The organism is Variovorax sp. V93 (genome assembly GCF_041154485.1).
In the GTDB taxonomy this organism is placed as follows: Bacteria; Pseudomonadota; Gammaproteobacteria; order Burkholderiales; family Burkholderiaceae_C; genus Variovorax; species Variovorax beijingensis_A.
The window spans coordinates 993,758-1,010,960 of sequence record NZ_AP028669.1; the positions used below are offsets into that span (position 1 = coordinate 993,758).

The window sequence follows — 17,203 nt, forward strand, 5'->3', positions numbered from 1 at the left end:
CGCCTCGAGCCCCGGCGGTTTTTTTATGCCCTGACGATATCCACTCCAACAAGGAAAGCACCATGAGCACGAACACTGCCCCCGCCAGCGACAGCTGGTATGCGAGCGTCGAAAAAACCAGCAAGACCGACGACGAACGCATCAAGGACATCAACGTGCTGCCCCCTCCCGAACACCTGATCCGCTTCTTCCCGATTCGCGGCACGCCGGTCGAGACGCTGATCGAGGGCACCCGCCGCAGCATCCACAACATCATGGCGGGCAAGGACGACCGGCTGCTGGTGGTGATGGGCCCGTGCTCCATCCACGACCCGGCCGCGGCGCTCGAATACGCCCGCCGACTCAAGGCGGAGCGCGAAAAGTACGCCGGCACGCTCGAGATCGTGATGCGCGTGTACTTCGAGAAGCCGCGCACCACGGTCGGCTGGAAGGGCCTGATCAACGACCCGTACCTGGACGAGAGCTACCGCATCGACGAGGGCCTGCGCATGGCGCGCCAGCTGCTGATCGACATCAACCGGCTCGGCCTGCCCGCAGGCAGCGAGTTCCTCGACGTGATCTCGCCGCAGTACATCGGCGACCTGATCGCCTGGGGCGCCATCGGCGCGCGCACCACCGAAAGCCAGGTGCACCGCGAACTGGCCTCGGGCCTGTCGGCGCCCATCGGCTTCAAGAACGGCACCGACGGCAACATCCGCATCGCCACCGACGCCATCCAGGCGGCGGCGCGCGGCCACCACTTTCTCTCGGTGCACAAGAACGGCCAGGTCGCGATCGTGCAGACCAACGGCAACCGCGACTGCCACGTCATCCTGCGCGGCGGCAAGGCGCCCAACTACGACGCCGCCAGCGTCGAGGCGGCCTGCAAGGACCTCGAGGCCGCCAAGCTCCCGCCCACGCTGATGGTCGACTGCAGCCACGCCAACAGCTCCAAGCAGCACCAGAAGCAGATCGACGTGGCGAAGGACATCGCCAACCAGATCGCCGAGGGTTCGAACCGCGTCTTCGGCGTGATGGTCGAAAGCCACCTGCAAGCCGGCGCGCAGAAGTTCACGCCGGGCAAGGACCAGCTCTCGGGCCTCGAATACGGCAAGAGCATCACCGACGCCTGCCTGGGCTGGGACGACTCGGTGCAGGTGCTCGACACCCTGTCGCAGGCGATCAAGCGGCGCCGGGGTTAAAGCATTCCGGCCAGTTCGGGCCAGTGGTGCCGCATTGCGGCGGCTTCATCGCCGTCCGGCGGCACCAGGGAGAAGTCGGCGAAGTCGAAGCCCGGCCCGACCATGCAGGCGACCAGCGTGTAGTCGCCGCTCGCGTGGCCCTGGATCGGCCGGGCGGCCTGCCACTGGCCGGCCGGCACCACGTGCTGGGGCCGCGTGCCATGGGCGTCGACCGGCCCCAGCCGCACATGGGCCGGGGCCGTGCGCAGCGCGGCGTCGCAGGTCCAGAGCGCGAGCGGCACGCCTTCCAGGTGCACCCACACTTCATCCGACAGCACCCGGTGCCAGCGCGAATGCTGCCCGGCCTCGAGCAGGAAGTAGATGCTGGTGAGCGCACTGCGCGCAGCGCGGCCATCGGTGGGCAGGACGCTCGCTGCCGAGCGGAACACCTCGCTGTACCAGCCGCCCTCGGGGTGCGGTTGCAGCGCGAGGGTCTCGATCAGTTCGCGGGCGCGCATGGCCGTCATGGCGCGGGGGCCGCGCGCAGTGCCGCGAGCAGCTTCTCGTGCACCCCGCCGAAGCCGCCGTTGCTCATGCACACGATGTGGTCACCCGGCCGGGCCGCCGCCACGATCTGGGCGACCAGCGGTTCGATGGCTCCGGCCACCTGCGCACGCTTGCCCATGGGGGCAAGCGCGGCTGCGGCATCCCAATCGAGCCCGGCCGTGTGGCAGAACGACAGGCCGGCCGATTCCAGGCTCCATGGCAGCTGCGCCGCCATGACGCCCAGCTTCATCGTGTTGCTGCGCGGCTCGAAGGCCGCAAGGATGCGTTCGCCTTGCCGGCCGGCGTCGTCGAGCTTCTTGCGCAGCCCGTCGAGCGTGGTGCGGATGGCGGTGGGGTGGTGGGCGAAATCGTCGTAGACGGTGATTGCGCCGCCGCTGCGCTCGACGGTGCCGCGTAGTTCCATGCGGCGGCGAACGTTCCTGAAGCTGCCCAGCGCGCGCGCCGCATCGGCCGGCGCGACGCCGATGTGCTCGGCGGCGGCAATGGCCGCCAGCGCGTTCATCTGGTTGTGCAGGCCCGAGAGCGCCCATTCGACCCGCCCCACCACCTCGCCGCGCAGCAGCACGTCGAAGGCGTCGTGCGAGCCGCGCGCCTGCCATTCGCCGCCGGCGCCGAAGCGCGCCATCTCGCTCCAGCAGCCCTGGGCCAGCACGCGCTGCAGGCTTTCTTCCATGGCGTTCACCACCAGCCGCCCGGTGCCGGGGACGGTGCGCACGAGGTGATGGAACTGCCGCTCGATGGCGGCCAGGTCGTCGAAGATGTCGGCGTGGTCGAACTCCAGGTTGTTCAGGACCGCCGTGCGCGGACGGTAGTGCACGAATTTGCTGCGCTTGTCGAAGAAGGCCGTGTCGTATTCGTCGGCTTCGATGACGAAGGCCGGGCTCTCCCCGAGCCGCGCCGAGACGCCGAAGTCGAGCGGCACGCCGCCGATCAGGAACCCCGGCGCCTTGCCGGCCTTCTCGAGCACCCAGGCCAGCATCGACGTGGTGGTCGTCTTGCCGTGGGTGCCGGCGACCGCCAGCACGTGGCGCCCCAGCAGCACGTGTTCGGCCAGCCATTGCGGGCCGCTGGTGTAGGGCTTGCCGGCGTCGAGGATGGCTTCCATCAGCGGAAACTTGGGCGTGCCGTCGGCCAGCCGGGCCCTCGAAACCACGTTGCCGACCACGAAAACATCGGGTGAAAGCGCGAGCTGGTCCGCGCCGAAGCCCTCGATCAGATCGATGCCGAGCGACCGGAGCTGGTCGCTCATGGGCGGGTACACGCCGGCGTCGCAGCCCGTGACCCGGTGGCCTGCCTCGCGCGCCAGGGCGGCCAATCCGCCCATGAACGTGCCGCAGATGCCAAGAATATGAATGTGCATCGGGCGATTCTAGGGAGGCGGCAAGCGGTGCACGCGCTCCAGTCCTCGTCCCTTGTACTGATGTTTGTGCGAGGGGCGCCGTACTGCGGGCAAAATGTGTCGATGGACACGTCCACCAAGCGCGAGATTGCCGCCGCTGCAGCCCGCCTCGTCGTCGAGGAGGGGCTGGAGTACGGTCCGGCCAAGCGCCGGGCGCTGCGCGACCTGGGCTTGTCCTCGCGCACGGCGCTACCGAACAACGACGAGGTGGAGGCTGAGGTGCGCGACTACATCGCGCTCTATTGCGCCGACACCCAGCCGCAGGAGCTGCGTGCGCTGCGGCTGCTCGCGCTCGAATGGATGGAGCGCATGGCGGCGTTCCGTCCGCATGTGGGGGGCGCGGTCTGGCACGGCACCGCCACGCGGTTGTCAGACATTTATATTCAATTGTTCTGCGATGATTCCAAGTCGGCCGAGATTGCCCTGATCGACCACCACGTGGACTACGAGCCGCGGATGGTCACCGGGTTTCACGGCGAGCAGGTGGAGGCGCTGAGCGTGCACGCCGCAAGCCGTGCCTTGGGCGAGGAAATTGGCGTGCACCTGCTGGTGTACGACCTTGACGACCTGCGCGGTGCGCTCCGGCCTGACGCCCAGGGCCGCACGCCGCGCGGCGACCTCGCGGCGCTGCGCCGGCTGATCGAAAGTGAAAAGGACAGTGAATGACTTCTTCGCCCACACGGCGAGGCCTCCTTTATGGCGGCGTAGCGGTCGCGGCCGCTGCGGCCGGCCTGGGCGGCGCATGGTGGCGTGAGCGCGGCAGCAGCCCGAAGGGCGAGGTGCTGGCCGCGAGTTTCTGGGAGCAGCGCTTCGAGCGGCCGGAGGGCGGCGAACTGGTTTTTTCCAGTTTGCGCGGCAAACCGCTGCTGCTCAACTTCTGGGCCACGTGGTGTCCACCGTGTGTCGAAGAAATGCCGATGATCGACCGCTTCTTCCGCGAAAATGGCGCGAACGGCTGGCAAGTTGTGGGCTTGGCCATCGACCAGCCCAGCGCGGTGCGCAAGTTCCTGCAGAAGACGCCGGTCAGCTACCCCACGGGCCTGGCCGGCCTGCAGGGGACGGAATTGGTCAAGAATCTAGGCAACACGGGCGGCGGATTGCCGTTCACGCTGGTCCTGAACGGCACGGGCGAAGTGGCGGCTCGTAAAATGGGCAAGCTCGAAGCGGCCGACCTGGACGCTTGGCGGCGTGAACTGGTTCACGGTTAGAATCAGATACACACTCGGCATTAGCCGCCAATCGCTGAAAATCACCGATTTTTAGCCAAGTTACATCCTATTGACCGGCAAAGTCGGCACTGGAGCTCCATGGATCTGCGCAAACTCAAGACACTGATCGATTTGGTGTCGGAATCCAATATTTCCGAACTGGAAATCACTGAAACCGAAGGCAAGGTTCGCATCGTCAAGGGCGGCGGCGCTGCCCCGGTGCAATATGTACAGACCGTGGCGGCTGCACCTGCCGCTGCTCCTGCTGCCGGCGCACCGGCGGCACCCGCGCTTCCCAGCGCCCCCGCACCCGAAGCGGCACCCACCGGCCACGCGATCAAGTCGCCGATGGTGGGTACTTTCTACCGCTCCTCCAGCCCGGGCGCCCCGGCCTTCGTCGAAGTCGGCAGCAAGGTCAACGAGGGCGACACAGTCTGCATCATCGAGGCAATGAAGATCCTCAACGAAATCGAAGCCGACAAGTCCGGCACGATCACCCAGATCCTCGGCGAAAACGGCCAGGCGGTCGAATACGGCCAGCCGCTGTTCATCATCGAGTGACCATGTTCAAGAAGATTCTGGTTGCGAACCGAGGGGCTCGCGCCTCGGCGCGGGCGGGCGAAGGCCGTCAAATTGCCCTGGCACGCGCAGCGTACGGGCGATGCAGCCGCGGGGGCGCACATGTTTAAGAAGATCCTGGTTGCCAATCGCGGCGAAATCGCCCTCCGGATCCAGCGCGCCTGCAGCGAACTCGGCATCAAGGCCGTGATGGTCTATTCCGAAGCGGACCGCGAGGCCAAGTACGTCAAGCTTGCGCAGGAGGCCGTGTGCATCGGCCCGGCGCCGTCGTCGCTGAGCTATCTCAATATGCCGGCCATCATCTCGGCGGCCGAGGTGACCGACGCCGAGGCCATCCACCCCGGCTACGGCTTCCTGAGCGAGAACGCCAATTTCGCCGAACGCGTGGAGCAGAGCGGTTTCCAGTTCATTGGCCCGACGCCTGAAAACATCCGTGTCATGGGTGACAAGGTCTCGGCCAAGCAGGCCATGATCAAGGCCGGCGTGCCGTGCGTGCCGGGTTCCGAGGGCGAGCTCTCGGACGACGCCACCACCAACAAGCGCATTGCCCGCGCCATCGGCTATCCGGTCATCATCAAGGCGGCAGGCGGTGGCGGTGGCCGCGGCATGCGCGTGGTGCACACCGAGGCCGCGCTGATCAACGCAATCCAGATGACCAAGGCGGAAGCCGGCGCTGCATTCAGCAATCCGGCCGTGTACATGGAGAAATTCCTCCAGAACCCGCGCCACGTCGAAATCCAGATCCTGGCCGACAAGCACAAGAATGCGGTCTACCTGGGCGAGCGCGACTGCTCCATGCAGCGGCGCCACCAGAAGGTCATCGAGGAATCGCCGGCACCCGGCATTCCGCGCAAGCTGATCGAGAAGATCGGCGAGCGCTGCGCCGCGGCCTGCAAGAAGATCGGCTACCGCGGCGCCGGCACCTTCGAGTTCCTCTACGAGAACGGCGAGTTCTATTTCATCGAGATGAACACGCGCGTGCAGGTGGAGCACCCGGTGACCGAGTTCACCACCGGCATCGACATCGTGAAGACGCAGATCATGGTGGCGGCCGGCGAGAAGCTGCCGTTCACGCAGCGCCAGATCGAGATGCGCGGCCACGCCATCGAGTGCCGCATCAACGCCGAGGACGCCTGGAAGTTCACGCCGTCGCCGGGCCGCATCACCATGTGGCACCCGCCGGGCGGTCCGGGTGTGCGCGTCGATTCGCATGCATACACCAACTACTTCGTGCCGCCCAACTACGACTCGATGATCGGCAAGATCATCGTCTATGGCGACACGCGCGAGCAGGCCATGGCGCGCATGCGCACGGCGCTCAACGAAACCGTGATCGAAGGCATTCAGACCAACATCCCGCTGCACCGCGAGCTGATGGTCGACGCCAAGTTCATGAGCGGCGGCACCAACATCCATTACCTGGAAGAGTGGCTCGCAGCGCACAAACGCTAAGCGGACACCTGACGCCATGTTTGAACTTCGCCTGATGGCGCCGGAAGACCGGGTCGAAACGCTCAGCGACGCGCTCGACGCACTCGATGCGCTCAGCGTGTCGGTGGAAGATGCCGACGCGCAGACCGATGCCGAGCAGGCGCTGTTCGGCGAGCCCGGCATGCCCCCGCCCAAGGAAGGCTGGCAGCGTTCGCGTGTGATCGCGCTGTTTGCCGATGAAGCGCTTGCGAAAGAGGCCGCGTCGGTGCTTGCGCTGCAGGATTTCTTCGAAGGCTGTGCGGTGCTCGGCGTGGCGCCGGTGCCCGAGCAGGACTGGGTGCGGCTCACGCAATCGCAGTTCGCGCCGGTCGAGATCACGCCCGAATTCTGGATCGTGCCGACTTGGCATGAGCCGCCCGAGCAGGCAAGGCAGGTGATCCGGCTCGATCCGGGGCTTGCCTTTGGCACCGGCACCCATCCCACCACGCGCATGTGCCTGCGCTGGATCGCAAGGCAGGGTTCGTTCGCCGGCCAGCGCGTGCTCGACTACGGCTGCGGCTCTGGCATCCTGGCCATCGGCGCGGCGAAGTTCGGCGCGACCGACATCGATGCCGTCGACATCGACGAGGCGGCCGTTTCGTCGACCCGCCTCAATGCCGAAGCCAACGGCGTGCGCCTGAATGCCGGCCTGCCCGAAGCGGCCAAGGGCCGCTACGGCACCGTGCTGGCCAACATCCTGGCCACGCCGCTCAAGGTGCTTGCGCCACTGCTGCGCAGCCACGTGGCGGCCGGTGGATCGCTGGTGCTGGCCGGCATCCTCGAGCGCCAGGCCGACGAGCTGAAGCAGGCCTATGCGCCTTATGCCGCGCTCGAAGTCAGCGACAGCGAGGATGGCTGGATCCTCATGACGGCGCGTTGCTGAGGACGCGCGCGCCTGCCGTTTCGCGTTTGATCCCACTGGCGCGGCGAGGGCCCAACCCTACAATCGCCCCGTCATGAGCCTCGTCACGCGCTGCCCCGCCTGTGCCACCACCTTCAAGGTGGTGCGCGACCAGCTTCGCATTTCGGATGGCTGGGTGCGCTGCGGACGCTGCAGCCACGTGTTCGACGCCACGCTCGACCTGCACGAGGCGCCCGATGGCCCGCCGGCCACGAGCGCTGCGCCTCCACCGGCACCCGCTGCATCGACCGAGCCGTCCTCCTCCGATGCGATCGAAGACGCTGATTTCTTCGACGACGAACCCGAGCATCGCGAGCCGCCGGAGGCTGCAGCTGCGCCTTCCGAGGCCGGGCTGGTGCCGGCACCCGACCCCGCGCCTGCACCCGCACCAGCTCCCGCGCCCGCGCCCGCCTTCGCCTTGCCGGCGCACGGCATCGTCGCCGACGAGCTGTGGACCGACTTCGAAGCCAACGAGCCCGAATGGCGGCCGCCGGCGAGTTCGCTGCCGCCGTTTCCGAACATCGACCTGAATCTGGCGGCTCCGCCTTCGCCGCCGCCCCCGCCCGCACCACCGTTGCCGGCCCTGCGCCTCCAGGCGCGCGAGATGGCGGCAACCGCCAGCGAAGAAGACGAAAAGCACGCGCCCGAACCAGACCGCGACCAGGTGCAGATGCAAAAGGCGCTGCGCCGGGCCCGCATCAAGTCGGCCAAGATCGCGAGCGCCAAGGCGCGCGACGAGCGCGCCGCCGCAAAGATGTCGGCCTCGATGGTGCGGGAGGCGAGCGAGCCCGAACCGGGCCTGCTCCCTTCGCCTTTGCCGGCGGTCCGCGACGATGCGGAAGACTCGGAGCGGCTTCCTTTTTCCGATGGCAACGAGAACCTGGGCCGTCGCGCCGCAAGCGTCTGGCAGCGCCCTGGGGCACGGCGCTGGCTCTGGCTGCTGGCCGCGCTCGCCGTCCTGCTTCTGGTTGTGCAGGTCCTGCGCCACGAACGCGACGGCATCGTCGCGCGCCAGCCGAACCTGCGTCCCGCGTTCGCGGCCCTGTGCCGCGCGACTGGCTGCGAGCTCACCGCGCTGAGGCAGATCGGCGACATCGTGATCGAGGGCGCGGCCTTCGCGCGCGAGAAGACCGGCAACAACGACTACCGGCTCAGCTTCACACTGCGCAATGGCGCGGCCGTTCCGCTGGCCATGCCGGCCGTCGAGCTCTCGCTGCTCGACACGCAGGAGCGCGCCGTCGTGCGTCGCGTGTTGATGGCTGCGGACTACGGCGCGCCAGCGGTGCTTGCGGCGCGCTCCGATCAGGCGGCGTCATTGCCGCTGAGTTTGTCCGCGACCGAAGCGGCCGCGCTGCCCCCCATTGCCGGCTACCGCGTCGAAGCGTTCTATCCTTAGGCTTGGCTCGCGCCTGCCTTCTCATTCCATTCATCCATTTCTACCCAACGGCTCACCCATGGCAGCAGTGATTTGCGGTTCCCTCGCGTTCGACACCATCATGACCTTCGAGGGCCGGTTCGCCGACCAGATCCTTCCGGACCAGCTGCACATCCTCAATGTGTCCTTCCTGGTGCCGGGCCTGCGGCGCGACTTCGGCGGCTGTGCCGGCAACATCGCCTACAGCCTCAATGCGCTGGGCGGCACTGCCTTGCCGATGGCCACCCTGGGCAGCGACGGCGCCGATTACCTGGAGCGCATGCGCATGCTGGGCATCAGCACCGAGTTCGTGCGCCAGCTCGACGACACCTTCACCGCGCAGGCGATGATCATGAACGACGTCGACAACAACCAGATCACCGCGTTCCACCCCGGCGCGATGCAGCAGGCGCACCTCACGAAGATCGCCGCGCGCGAAGACATCCGCGTCGGCATCATCGCACCCGACGGCCGCGAGGCGATGCTGCAGCACGCGGAGCAGTTCGCCGCAGCCGGCATTCCGTTCGTGTTCGATCCGGGCCAGGGCCTGCCGATGTTCGACGGCGAGGCGCTCAGGCACTTCGTCGACCTGGCGAGCTGGGTCGTCGTCAACGACTACGAAGGCAAGATGCTGTCGCAGCGCACCGGCTGGAGCCTGGGCGAGATTTCGAAGCGTGTGCGCGGCCTGGTCGTGACGCTGGCGGCCGAGGGCTGCGAGGTCTGGATCGACGGCGAACGCGAGCATGTGCCGGGCGTGACGCCGGCGGCGGTGGTTGAGCCCACCGGTTGCGGCGATGCCTGGCGCGGCGCGCTGCTGTTCGGTCTGGAGAAGGAATGGCCGCTCGCGCAGTGCGCGGCACTGGGTAACCGCATCGGCGCGCTCAAGATCGCGCAGCGCGGGCCGCAGAACTACCAGATCGACCTGAAGGCGCTGGGCCTCTGAGCCACCCGCTGGCAGGCGCCCATAAAAAAAGCCCAGCACCGTGAGGTGCCGGGCTTTTTGCCGTCAAGGCCGCTGAGCAGACTCAGGGCTTGCTGGCCGTCGGAAACGGCCAGGCTGCCTGGGGGTTCAGCGTCGTTTGCGCAGCAGGAGCAGGCGCTACGGCAGGAGCCTTGGCAGCCTTCTTCGCAGCAGGCTTCTTGGCAGCAGCGGCAGGCTTGGCAGCAGGCTTTTTCGCGGCTTTCTTGGCCGCGGCCTTTTTGGCAGGAGCCTTCTTGGCGGCAGCCTTCTTCGCAGGGGCCTTCTTGGCAGCGGCCTTCTTTGCCGGAGCCTTCTTCGCCGCCGCCTTCTTGGCAGGAGCCTTCTTCGCTGCGGCCTTCTTCGCCGGCGCCTTCTTGGCAGCGGCCTTCTTGGCCGGAGCTGCCTTCTTGGCGGCTACCTTCTTTGCCGGCGCCTTCTTGGCGGCTACCTTCTTCGCTGCGACCTTCTTGGCCGGAGCCTTCTTCGCAGCTACCTTCTTGGCGGGAGCCTTCTTAGCGGCCGCGACCTTCTTTGCCGGAGCCTTCTTTGCAGCGGCTTTCTTAGCCGGCGCTTTCTTTGCAGTTGCCATTTCTATTTCTCCTTGATCAAGTTGAAAAAATCAACCTATTGAAGCACTCCACGCACGTTGGTAGCGTGAAGCGATCCATGGCGTTGGAATCTGAGCTCCAGCACCATGAACACCTGAGCCCTCGTCCATGCCGCGCTCTTCGGCGCGATCGGTGGCAAGGGCAATTCTTGAAATCATTAATTCTTGTCGAAAGATTCAATCCCAGGAGAGCGCACCACCCGACTGGTATTCGATCACGCGGGTTTCGAAGAAATTGCGCTCTTTCTTCAGGTCAATCATTTCGCTCATCCAGGGGAACGGGTTTTCCTCGTTCGGGAAGAGCGTTTCGAGGCCGATCTGCTGCGCACGGCGGTTGGCGATGTAGCGCAGGTAGCCCTTGAACATGGAGGCGTTCATGCCGAGCACACCGCGCGGCATGGTGTCTTCGGCGTATTTGTACTCGAGCTCGACGGCCTTCAGGAAGAGGGCCTTGATCTCGGCCTTGAACTCGGGGGTCCAGAGGCCGGGGTTCTCGAGCTTGAGCTGGTTGATCAGGTCGATGCCGAAATTGCAGTGCATCGACTCGTCGCGCAGGATGTACTGGTACTGCTCGGCGGCACCGGTCATCTTGTTCTGGCGGCCCAGCGCAAGGATCTGCGTGAAGCCGACGTAGAAGAAGAGGCCTTCCATCAGGCAGGCGAACACGATGAGCGACTTGAGCAGGGTCTGGTCGGTCTCGTGCGTGCCGGTCTTGAAGTTGGGGTCGCTGATGGCGTCGATGAACGGGATCAGGAACTGGTCCTTCTCGCGGATCGACGGCACTTCGTTGTAGGCGTTGAAGATCTCGCTCTCGTCCAGGCCGAGCGACTCGACGATGTACTGGTAGGCGTGCGTGTGGATCGCTTCCTCGAAGGCCTGGCGCAGCAGGAACTGGCGGCATTCGGGCGCCGTGATGTGGCGGTAGGTGCCCAGCACGATGTTGTTGGCGGCCAGCGAGTCGGCGGTCACGAAGAAGCCGAGGTTGCGCTTGACGATGCGGCGCTCGTCTTCGGTCAGGCCGTTCGGGTCTTTCCAGAGCGCGATGTCGCGCGTCATGTTCACTTCCTGCGGCATCCAGTGGTTGGCGCAGGTGGCGAGGTATTTTTCCCAGGCCCACTTGTACTTGAACGGCACCAGCTGGTTGACGTCGGTCTGGCCGTTGATGATGCGCTTGTCGGAAGCCTTGACGCGCTGGGCCGCGGCGGGTGCCGCGGGTTGTGCAATCGGCGAAGTCGGAGCATCCACCGGTCGGCCTGCGGACAGGCCGCTGGTCGATGCGTGGTGTTGCTGCAATCCTTGTTGCATATCCTTTGATAAGGAGGGCTTGACTTCTTCGTCCCAGGTCAACATAGAAAAATCCAATGCTCAATTATCGGAGCAACGATGTGAGTTGCAAAGTGCTCGTTCACGTCGCGCTCCATTTATGTGGTTGTTATGTTGCTCTCATGCATCGCGCGATGTCAGTCGATGCCGTGATCGACTGAGAGTTCGCGCGTCGTGCATGCACCTCTCTGACATCACTCGCGCGTCATTGGCATGCTTCGCAAGTCGGATCGTCGACGCCGCAGAAGGCGATGTCGGTGGCAGGCATCGCACTCATCTGCGCCTTCGCTGCGGCAGCCGCGGCTTCGAGTGCGCTCATGCCCGAAGGTGCATCGCTGCCCGAGGACACCGCGTTGAGGCGGCCCGACTGCACGGTGGATTTCTCGGCGTGCGTCGCGCTCTGCGTGCGCAGGTAGTAGGTGGTCTTCAAGCCGCGCAGCCATGCGAGCTTGTAGGTGTCGTCGAGCTTCTTGCCAGATGCGCCGGCCATGTAGATGTTGAGCGACTGTGCCTGGTCGATCCACTTCTGGCGGCGCGCTGCGGCTTCGACCAGCCAGGTGGTCTCGACTTCGAACGCGGTGGCGTAGAGCGCCTTCACGTCCTGCGGCACGCGGTCGATCGGGCGCAGCGAACCGTCGAAGTGCTTCAGGTCCATCACCATGACGTCGTCCCACAGTCCCAGGCGCTTCAGGTCGCGCACCAGGTAGTGGTTGATGACGGTGAACTCGCCCGACAGGTTCGACTTGACCGAGAGGTTGCCGAAGCAGGGCTCGATGGAAGCGTCGACGCCGATGATGTTCGAGATGGTCGCGGTCGGGGCGATGGCCACGCAGTTGGAATTGCGCATGCCGTCGGCCTTGATCTTCTGGCGCAGGGCTTCCCAGTCGAGCGTGGCCGAGCGGTCGACCTCGACGTAGCCGCCGCGGGCTTTTTCGAGCAGGTCGAGCGTGTCGATCGGAAGGATGCCCTTGTCCCAGAGCGAGCCCTTGTAGCTCGAGTACTTGCCGCGCTCGCGGGCCAGCTCGGTAGAGGCCCAGTAGGCGTGGTAGCAGATGGCTTCCATCGACTCGTCGGCAAACTGCACGGCTTCCTGCGAAGCGTAGGGAATGCGCAGTTCGTACAGTGCGTCCTGGAAGCCCATCAGGCCCAGGCCGACCGGGCGGTGGCGCAGGTTCGAGTCGCGCGCCTTCTTCACGGCGTAGTAGTTGATGTCGATCACGTTGTCGAGCATGCGCATTGCCGTCGAGATCGTCTTCTTGAGCTTTTCCTGGTCGACCTTGCCGTCCTTCAGGTGCTGCAGCAGGTTCACCGAACCCAGGTTGCAGACGGCGGTTTCGGTGTCGCTGGTATTCAGCGTGATCTCGGTGCACAGGTTCGACGAGTGCACCACGCCGGCGTGCTGCTGCGGCGAGCGCACGTTGCAGGCGTCCTTGAACGTGATCCACGGATGGCCGGTCTCGAACAGCATCGTGAGCATCTTGCGCCACAGGTCCGAGGCCTGGACCGTGCGCGCCGGCTTGATCTCGCCGCGCGCGGCCTTTTCTTCGTAGGCGGTGTAGGCCTGCTCGAAATCGGCGCCGAACTTGTCGTGCAGGTCGGGCACGTTGGAGGGCGAGAACAGCGTCCAGGTGCCCTTTTCCATCACACGGCGCATGAAGAGGTCGGGGATCCAGTTGGCGGTGTTCATGTCGTGCGTGCGGCGGCGGTCGTCACCGGTGTTCTTGCGCAGTTCCAGGAACTCCTCGATGTCCAGGTGCCAGGTTTCCAGGTACGTGCAGACGGCGCCCTTGCGCTTGCCGCCCTGGTTCACGGCCACGGCCGTGTCGTTGACCACCTTGAGGAAGGGCACCACGCCCTGCGATTCGCCGTTGGTGCCCTTGATGTGGCTGCCGAGCGCGCGCACGCGGGTCCAGTCGTTGCCCAGGCCGCCCGCGAACTTGGAGAGCAGCGCGTTTTCCTTGATCGACTCGTAGATGCCGTCCAGGTCGTCGGGCACGGTGGTCAGGTAGCAGCTGGAGAGCTGCGAGCGCAGCGTGCCGGCGTTGAACAGGGTGGGGGTGCTCGACATGAAGTCGAAGGACGACAGCACCTCGTAGAACTCGATGGCGCGGGCTTCGCGGTCGATCTCGCCGAGCGACAGGCCCATGGCCACGCGCATGAAGAAGGCCTGCGGCAGTTCGATGCGCGACTTGCGCACGTGCAGGAAGTAGCGGTCGTACAGCGTTTGCAGGCCCAGGTAGTCGAACTGGTTGTCGCGTTCGGCCTTGAGCGCGGCGCCCAGGCGCGGCAGGTCGTACTGCAGCAGCTTCTCGTCGAGCAGGTCGTTCTCGACGCCCTTCTTGATGAACTGCGGGAAGTAGTCGGCGTAGGCCGTGGCGCGCTCGGCGGGCATCACTTCGCGGCCGATGATCTCCTTGAAGATCGTGTGCAGCAGCAGGCGGGCGGTCGCGAAGGTGTAGTCGGGGTCTTTTTCGATCAGCGTGCGGGCCGCCAGGATCGAGGCCTTGTAGACCTCGTCGAGCGGCACGCCGTCGTACAGGTTGCGCATCGTCTCGGCGACGATCGGTGCGGCGGTGATGCTGTCGCCCAGGTTTTCGCAGGCCGATTCGATCAGGCCCTTGAGCTGGTTCAGGTCGAGCGCGACGCGTTCGCCGTTGTCCAGCACGTGCAGCGTCGGCGTGGCCGGCGCTTCCTGCTCGACCTGCTTGGAACGCTCCTGCGTGCGGCGCTCGCGGTAGAGCACGTAGGCGCGCGCGATCTCGTGGTGGCCGCCGCGCATCAGGCCGAGTTCGACCTGGTCCTGCACGTCTTCGATGTGGAAGGTGCCGCCGCCCGGCCGCGAACGCACCATCGCGCGGATCACGCCTTGCGTGAGCGCGTCGACGGTTTCGCGTACGCTGGCCGAAGCCGCGCCCTGGGTGCCGTGCACGGCCAGGAAGGCTTTCATCATCGCGATGGCGATCTTGTTGGGTTCGAAGGGAACCACGGCGCCGTTGCGGCGGATGATCTGGTAGTGCGCGAGGTTCTGTCCGGCGGGCGAGCCAGCGGTGTCGCGCTGCTGCTGCGTGGGCGTGGAGGGAACGGCACGCGAGGTCGATGGGGTGTTCAGGGCTGTTTGCATTCGCTTCCTCTCGGTTGGCAATTCTTGTTGGATGGCGATGCCTTGGTTAGGCGTCGCGCCGGCGTTGTTGACCGGACGGAGGACACTATATCTAGGGTCTGAGGGGTGTACAACCCACTAGATGTAGCGTTTTCCAGTGGATACAACCCCTGCCGTTTTTTCTTTCGGCCCGGCATACGGCCGTCGATGCCGCATGAATACTGGCCTATGTTGTCGCAACCCGCATGGGGCGTGGCTTGCAGGCCGATTTGGGCTTGCAGGGCGCATGGTTGCTGAATGCGGCGATTGCAATTTTCTCATTGCTGCGCCGCGGGATCGGCGCATCGCGAGGTGCCGCGCGATTGAAAAAATTAGCGCTGCACCACCTGCGGAGGAAACATCCGTGGACTCCAGCCGAGGTGCCCGCGCAGCAATTGCCAATCGAAACCGGCGCCGGGGTCCTGTTTTCGGCCCGGCGCGATGTGCTCGTGGCCGGCGATGTGCGCGATGGCGTAGTGCTGCGCAATGGCGGGGCAGAGGCTGGCCAGCGCCTCGTACTGCGCCTCTTCGAACGGCTGGCCTTCGAGGCCTTCGAGCTCGATGCCGATGGAGTCGTCGTTGCAGTTCTCGCGGCCGCGCCACGACGACACGCCCGCATGCCAGGCGCGCTCGTCGCAGCTCACGAATTGCCAGAGTTCGCCATTGCGCCGCACATAGAAGTGCGAGGAAACCGCAAGGCCGCGGATCGACTGGAAATAGGGGTGCGCATCCCAGTCGAGCTGGTTGGTGAAGAGCTGCTGCACGGCGTCGCCGCCGTATTCGCCGGGCGGCAGGCTGATGGAGTGCAGCACGATCAGGTCGGTCTGCGCGCCCGCGGGCCGGGGGCCGAAATTCGGCGAGCGCAGCGCCTTGGCGAAGCGGTACCAGCCGGCTTGCCAGAGCCCGTCGTCGTTGCTCGCCTGTGCTTCAGTCGTCGGCATGGCTGGTGCTGGCACCTTCGTCGCCGCCGGGCGTGGTGATGCCCAGCCGCGCGATGCGGTAGCGGATCTGGCGCAGGCTCATGCCGAGCCGCGCGGCGGCGGCCGTTCGATTGAAGCCGCTTTCGTGCAGCGCGCGCACGAGGATCTCGCGCTCCTGCTGATCGAGGTAGGCCTGCAGGTCCGAGGGGAGGGCGGGCGCCGAGGGCTTGGATTCCGCGACGGCCGCGGCGGGCGACCTAGGCGCTTCGCCGCCGGACGTCGCAGCAGAAGAGGGTGCGGGTTCGGCGATGGCCGTCTCGGCCGGCGCTTCGGCCGCCTCCGGCCGCGGTGCCATCAGGTCCAGATGCAGTTCGTCGCCGTCGTTGAGCGCCACCGCGCGGTGCAGCAGGTTCTCGAGCTCCCGCACGTTGCCGTCGAGCCGGTGCTGGGCAAGGCGGCGCAGCAGTTCGGCGGAAAGATGCGGCACCGGCAGCCCGCCGTCCTGCGCAATGCGCGCGAGCAGCGCGGCGCAGAGTGCCGGCAGGTCCTCGCGCCGGTCGCGCAGCGCGGGCACCGCGATCTCGATCACGTTGAGCCGGTAGAACAGGTCCTGCCGGAAGCGGCCGGCCTGGACTTCAGCGTGAAGATCCTTGTGGGTGGCGCTCACGATGCGCACGTCGACCGCGTCTTCCTGCGTCGAGCCGATGGAGCGTACGCTGCGCTCCTGGATCGCGCGCAGCAGCTTGGACTGCATCGCCAGCGGCAGGTCGCCGATTTCGTCGAGAAAGAGCGTGCCGCCGCGGGCAGCCTGGAAGTAGCCGTCGCGGTCCTGCGACGAGCCGGTGTAGGAGCCCTTGCGGGCGCCGAAGAATTCGGCCTCGAGCAGGTTCTCGGGGATGGCGCCGCAATTGACCGCCACGAACGGGCCTTCGCTGCGCTGGCTGCAGGCATGCACGGCGCGCGCCACCAGTTCCTTGCCGGTGCCCGATTCGCCGCGCACCAGCACCGGCGCCATGCCGCGCGCCACCTTGGCAATGCGCGACTTGACCAGGCGCATCGGTTCCGAGTCGCCCACCAGCCGCTCGAGCGCGGCGACGCCGCTGTCCGGAACGGCCGGCGCGCCGGCGCGCGGCTGGCCCGCGGGCGCCGCCTGCCAGGCCTTGGCCGGCGCTGTCTGTTGCGCCTGCACCGCGGAAGCGACCACGGCGCGGAATTGCTTCAGGTCGACCGGCTTGGTCAGGTAGTCGAAGGCTCCGGCCTTCAGCGCCTCGACCGCGTTCTCGGCGGAGCCGTAGGCCGTCATCACCACGCAGCGCTCGCTGCGCTGGTTCTTCTGGATGCGATGGATGATTTCCATGCCCTGTCCGTCGGGCAGCCGCATGTCGGTGATCACCGCATCGAACTGCCCCGCCTCGAGATGCTGCCAGGCTTCGGACACGCTGCCGGCGGCCTCGACGCGATAGCCTTCGCGCAGCAGGGTCAGCTCGTACAGCGTACGCAGGTCGGGCTCGTCATCGATGACCAGGATGTTGGCCGGGCGCTGCATGGAGGGATG

15 protein-coding genes are annotated in these 17,203 nt (G+C 66.2%); 8 read left to right on the forward strand and 7 right to left on the reverse strand.

Annotated elements, in window-relative coordinates:
* Nucleotides 1–62 precede the first annotated feature (62 nt).
* On the forward strand, nt 63–1,181 hold the full coding sequence (locus ACAM54_RS04440; RefSeq protein WP_192323171.1) for a 3-deoxy-7-phosphoheptulonate synthase: 1,119 nt from the start codon (nt 63–65) through the stop codon (nt 1,179–1,181).
* On the opposite strand, the gene ACAM54_RS04445 is transcribed toward ACAM54_RS04440, so the two are convergent.
* Nucleotides 1,178–1,687, reverse strand: coding sequence for a cupin domain-containing protein (locus ACAM54_RS04445; protein WP_369649968.1), 510 nt, complete (start codon nt 1,685–1,687; stop codon nt 1,178–1,180). The genes ACAM54_RS04440 and ACAM54_RS04445 overlap by 4 nt on opposite strands.
* Nucleotides 1,684–3,087 (reverse strand): UDP-N-acetylmuramate:L-alanyl-gamma-D-glutamyl-meso-diaminopimelate ligase, encoded by a 1,404-nt coding sequence (gene mpl, locus ACAM54_RS04450; RefSeq protein ID WP_369649969.1) that lies wholly within the window; start codon nt 3,085–3,087, stop codon nt 1,684–1,686. The genes ACAM54_RS04445 and mpl overlap by 4 nt, the downstream gene beginning before the upstream one ends.
* Nucleotides 3,088–3,189: 102 nt before the next feature.
* On the opposite strand from mpl, the gene ACAM54_RS04455 reads away from it, so the two are divergent.
* The 7 genes from ACAM54_RS04455 to ACAM54_RS04485 all read left to right on the forward strand — a co-directional run bounded on the left by ACAM54_RS04455 (nt 3,190) and on the right by ACAM54_RS04485 (nt 9,641).
* Complete coding sequence (locus ACAM54_RS04455) at nt 3,190–3,792, forward strand: hypothetical protein (RefSeq protein ID WP_192323169.1); 603 nt, start codon at nt 3,190–3,192, stop codon at nt 3,790–3,792.
* Nucleotides 3,789–4,334, forward strand: a complete 546-nt coding sequence (locus tag ACAM54_RS04460) for a TlpA family protein disulfide reductase (protein WP_369649970.1) — start codon at nt 3,789–3,791, stop codon at nt 4,332–4,334. The genes ACAM54_RS04455 and ACAM54_RS04460 overlap by 4 nt, the downstream gene beginning before the upstream one ends.
* A 99-nt stretch (nt 4,335–4,433) precedes the next feature.
* Nucleotides 4,434–4,895 (forward strand): acetyl-CoA carboxylase biotin carboxyl carrier protein, encoded by a 462-nt coding sequence (accB, locus tag ACAM54_RS04465; protein ID WP_145740700.1) that lies wholly within the window; start codon nt 4,434–4,436, stop codon nt 4,893–4,895.
* Nucleotides 4,896–5,015: 120 nt separating this feature from the next.
* Nucleotides 5,016–6,365: an acetyl-CoA carboxylase biotin carboxylase subunit gene (gene accC / locus ACAM54_RS04470; RefSeq protein WP_124960426.1), complete on the forward strand. Its 1,350-nt coding sequence runs from the start codon at nt 5,016–5,018 to the stop codon at nt 6,363–6,365.
* A gap of 16 nt (nt 6,366–6,381) precedes the next feature.
* Entirely contained in the window at nt 6,382–7,266 is an 885-nt protein-coding gene (prmA, locus tag ACAM54_RS04475; protein WP_145740702.1) for a 50S ribosomal protein L11 methyltransferase, read from the forward strand.
* A 73-nt stretch (nt 7,267–7,339) separates the two neighbouring features.
* On the forward strand, nt 7,340–8,680 hold the full coding sequence (locus ACAM54_RS04480) for a zinc-ribbon and DUF3426 domain-containing protein (RefSeq protein WP_369649971.1): 1,341 nt from the start codon (nt 7,340–7,342) through the stop codon (nt 8,678–8,680).
* Nucleotides 8,681–8,738: 58 nt separating this feature from the next.
* Complete coding sequence (locus ACAM54_RS04485) at nt 8,739–9,641, forward strand: carbohydrate kinase family protein (RefSeq protein ID WP_145740706.1); 903 nt, start codon at nt 8,739–8,741, stop codon at nt 9,639–9,641.
* An 82-nt stretch (nt 9,642–9,723) separates the two neighbouring features.
* Here the strand turns inward: ACAM54_RS04485 and ACAM54_RS04490 are convergent, their stop codons facing one another.
* The 5 genes from ACAM54_RS04490 to ACAM54_RS04510 all read right to left on the reverse strand — a co-directional run bounded on the left by ACAM54_RS04490 (nt 9,724) and on the right by ACAM54_RS04510 (nt 17,194).
* Nucleotides 9,724–10,248, reverse strand: coding sequence for a histone H1-like DNA-binding protein (locus ACAM54_RS04490; RefSeq protein ID WP_012746103.1), 525 nt, complete (start codon nt 10,246–10,248; stop codon nt 9,724–9,726).
* A gap of 195 nt (nt 10,249–10,443) precedes the next feature.
* Nucleotides 10,444–11,616 (reverse strand): ribonucleotide-diphosphate reductase subunit beta, encoded by a 1,173-nt coding sequence (locus ACAM54_RS04495; RefSeq protein ID WP_145740708.1) that lies wholly within the window; start codon nt 11,614–11,616, stop codon nt 10,444–10,446.
* A gap of 178 nt (nt 11,617–11,794) precedes the next feature.
* The gene (locus ACAM54_RS04500; RefSeq protein WP_369649972.1) at nt 11,795–14,710 is read right to left on the reverse strand and encodes a ribonucleoside-diphosphate reductase subunit alpha; all 2,916 of its coding nucleotides are present in this window, start codon (nt 14,708–14,710) and stop codon (nt 11,795–11,797) included.
* 350 nt (nt 14,711–15,060) lie between these two features.
* Nucleotides 15,061–15,669 carry a 1,6-anhydro-N-acetylmuramyl-L-alanine amidase AmpD gene (gene ampD / locus ACAM54_RS04505; RefSeq protein ID WP_145740712.1) on the reverse strand — a complete coding sequence of 203 codons (609 nt, stop codon included), beginning with the start codon at nt 15,667–15,669 and terminating at the stop codon, nt 15,061–15,063.
* Complete coding sequence (locus ACAM54_RS04510; RefSeq protein ID WP_369650947.1) at nt 15,656–17,194, reverse strand: sigma-54-dependent transcriptional regulator; 1,539 nt, start codon at nt 17,192–17,194, stop codon at nt 15,656–15,658. The genes ampD and ACAM54_RS04510 overlap by 14 nt, the downstream gene beginning before the upstream one ends.
* Nucleotides 17,195–17,203: the final 9 nt, after the last annotated feature.

Bases quoted from the DNA above. Each gene is read 5' to 3' on its own strand.
- accB (WP_145740700.1), top strand. From the start codon at position 4,434: ATGGATCTGCGCAAACTCAAGACACTGATCGATTTGGTGTCGGAATCC.
- ACAM54_RS04500 (WP_369649972.1), bottom strand. From the start codon at position 14,710: ATGCAAACAGCCCTGAACACCCCATCGACCTCGCGTGCCGTTCCCTCC.
- ampD (WP_145740712.1), bottom strand. From the start codon at position 15,669: ATGCCGACGACTGAAGCACAGGCGAGCAACGACGACGGGCTCTGGCAA.
- accC (WP_124960426.1), top strand. From the start codon at position 5,016: ATGTTTAAGAAGATCCTGGTTGCCAATCGCGGCGAAATCGCCCTCCGG.
- prmA (WP_145740702.1), top strand. From the start codon at position 6,382: ATGTTTGAACTTCGCCTGATGGCGCCGGAAGACCGGGTCGAAACGCTC.
- mpl (WP_369649969.1), bottom strand. From the start codon at position 3,087: ATGCACATTCATATTCTTGGCATCTGCGGCACGTTCATGGGCGGATTG.
- ACAM54_RS04485 (WP_145740706.1), top strand. From the start codon at position 8,739: ATGGCAGCAGTGATTTGCGGTTCCCTCGCGTTCGACACCATCATGACC.
- ACAM54_RS04455 (WP_192323169.1), top strand. From the start codon at position 3,190: ATGGACACGTCCACCAAGCGCGAGATTGCCGCCGCTGCAGCCCGCCTC.
- ACAM54_RS04445 (WP_369649968.1), bottom strand. From the start codon at position 1,687: ATGACGGCCATGCGCGCCCGCGAACTGATCGAGACCCTCGCGCTGCAA.
- ACAM54_RS04510 (WP_369650947.1), bottom strand. From the start codon at position 17,194: ATGCAGCGCCCGGCCAACATCCTGGTCATCGATGACGAGCCCGACCTG.
- ACAM54_RS04480 (WP_369649971.1), top strand. From the start codon at position 7,340: ATGAGCCTCGTCACGCGCTGCCCCGCCTGTGCCACCACCTTCAAGGTG.
- ACAM54_RS04460 (WP_369649970.1), top strand. From the start codon at position 3,789: ATGACTTCTTCGCCCACACGGCGAGGCCTCCTTTATGGCGGCGTAGCG.
- ACAM54_RS04440 (WP_192323171.1), top strand. From the start codon at position 63: ATGAGCACGAACACTGCCCCCGCCAGCGACAGCTGGTATGCGAGCGTC.
- ACAM54_RS04490 (WP_012746103.1), bottom strand. From the start codon at position 10,248: ATGGCAACTGCAAAGAAAGCGCCGGCTAAGAAAGCCGCTGCAAAGAAG.
- ACAM54_RS04495 (WP_145740708.1), bottom strand. From the start codon at position 11,616: ATGTTGACCTGGGACGAAGAAGTCAAGCCCTCCTTATCAAAGGATATG.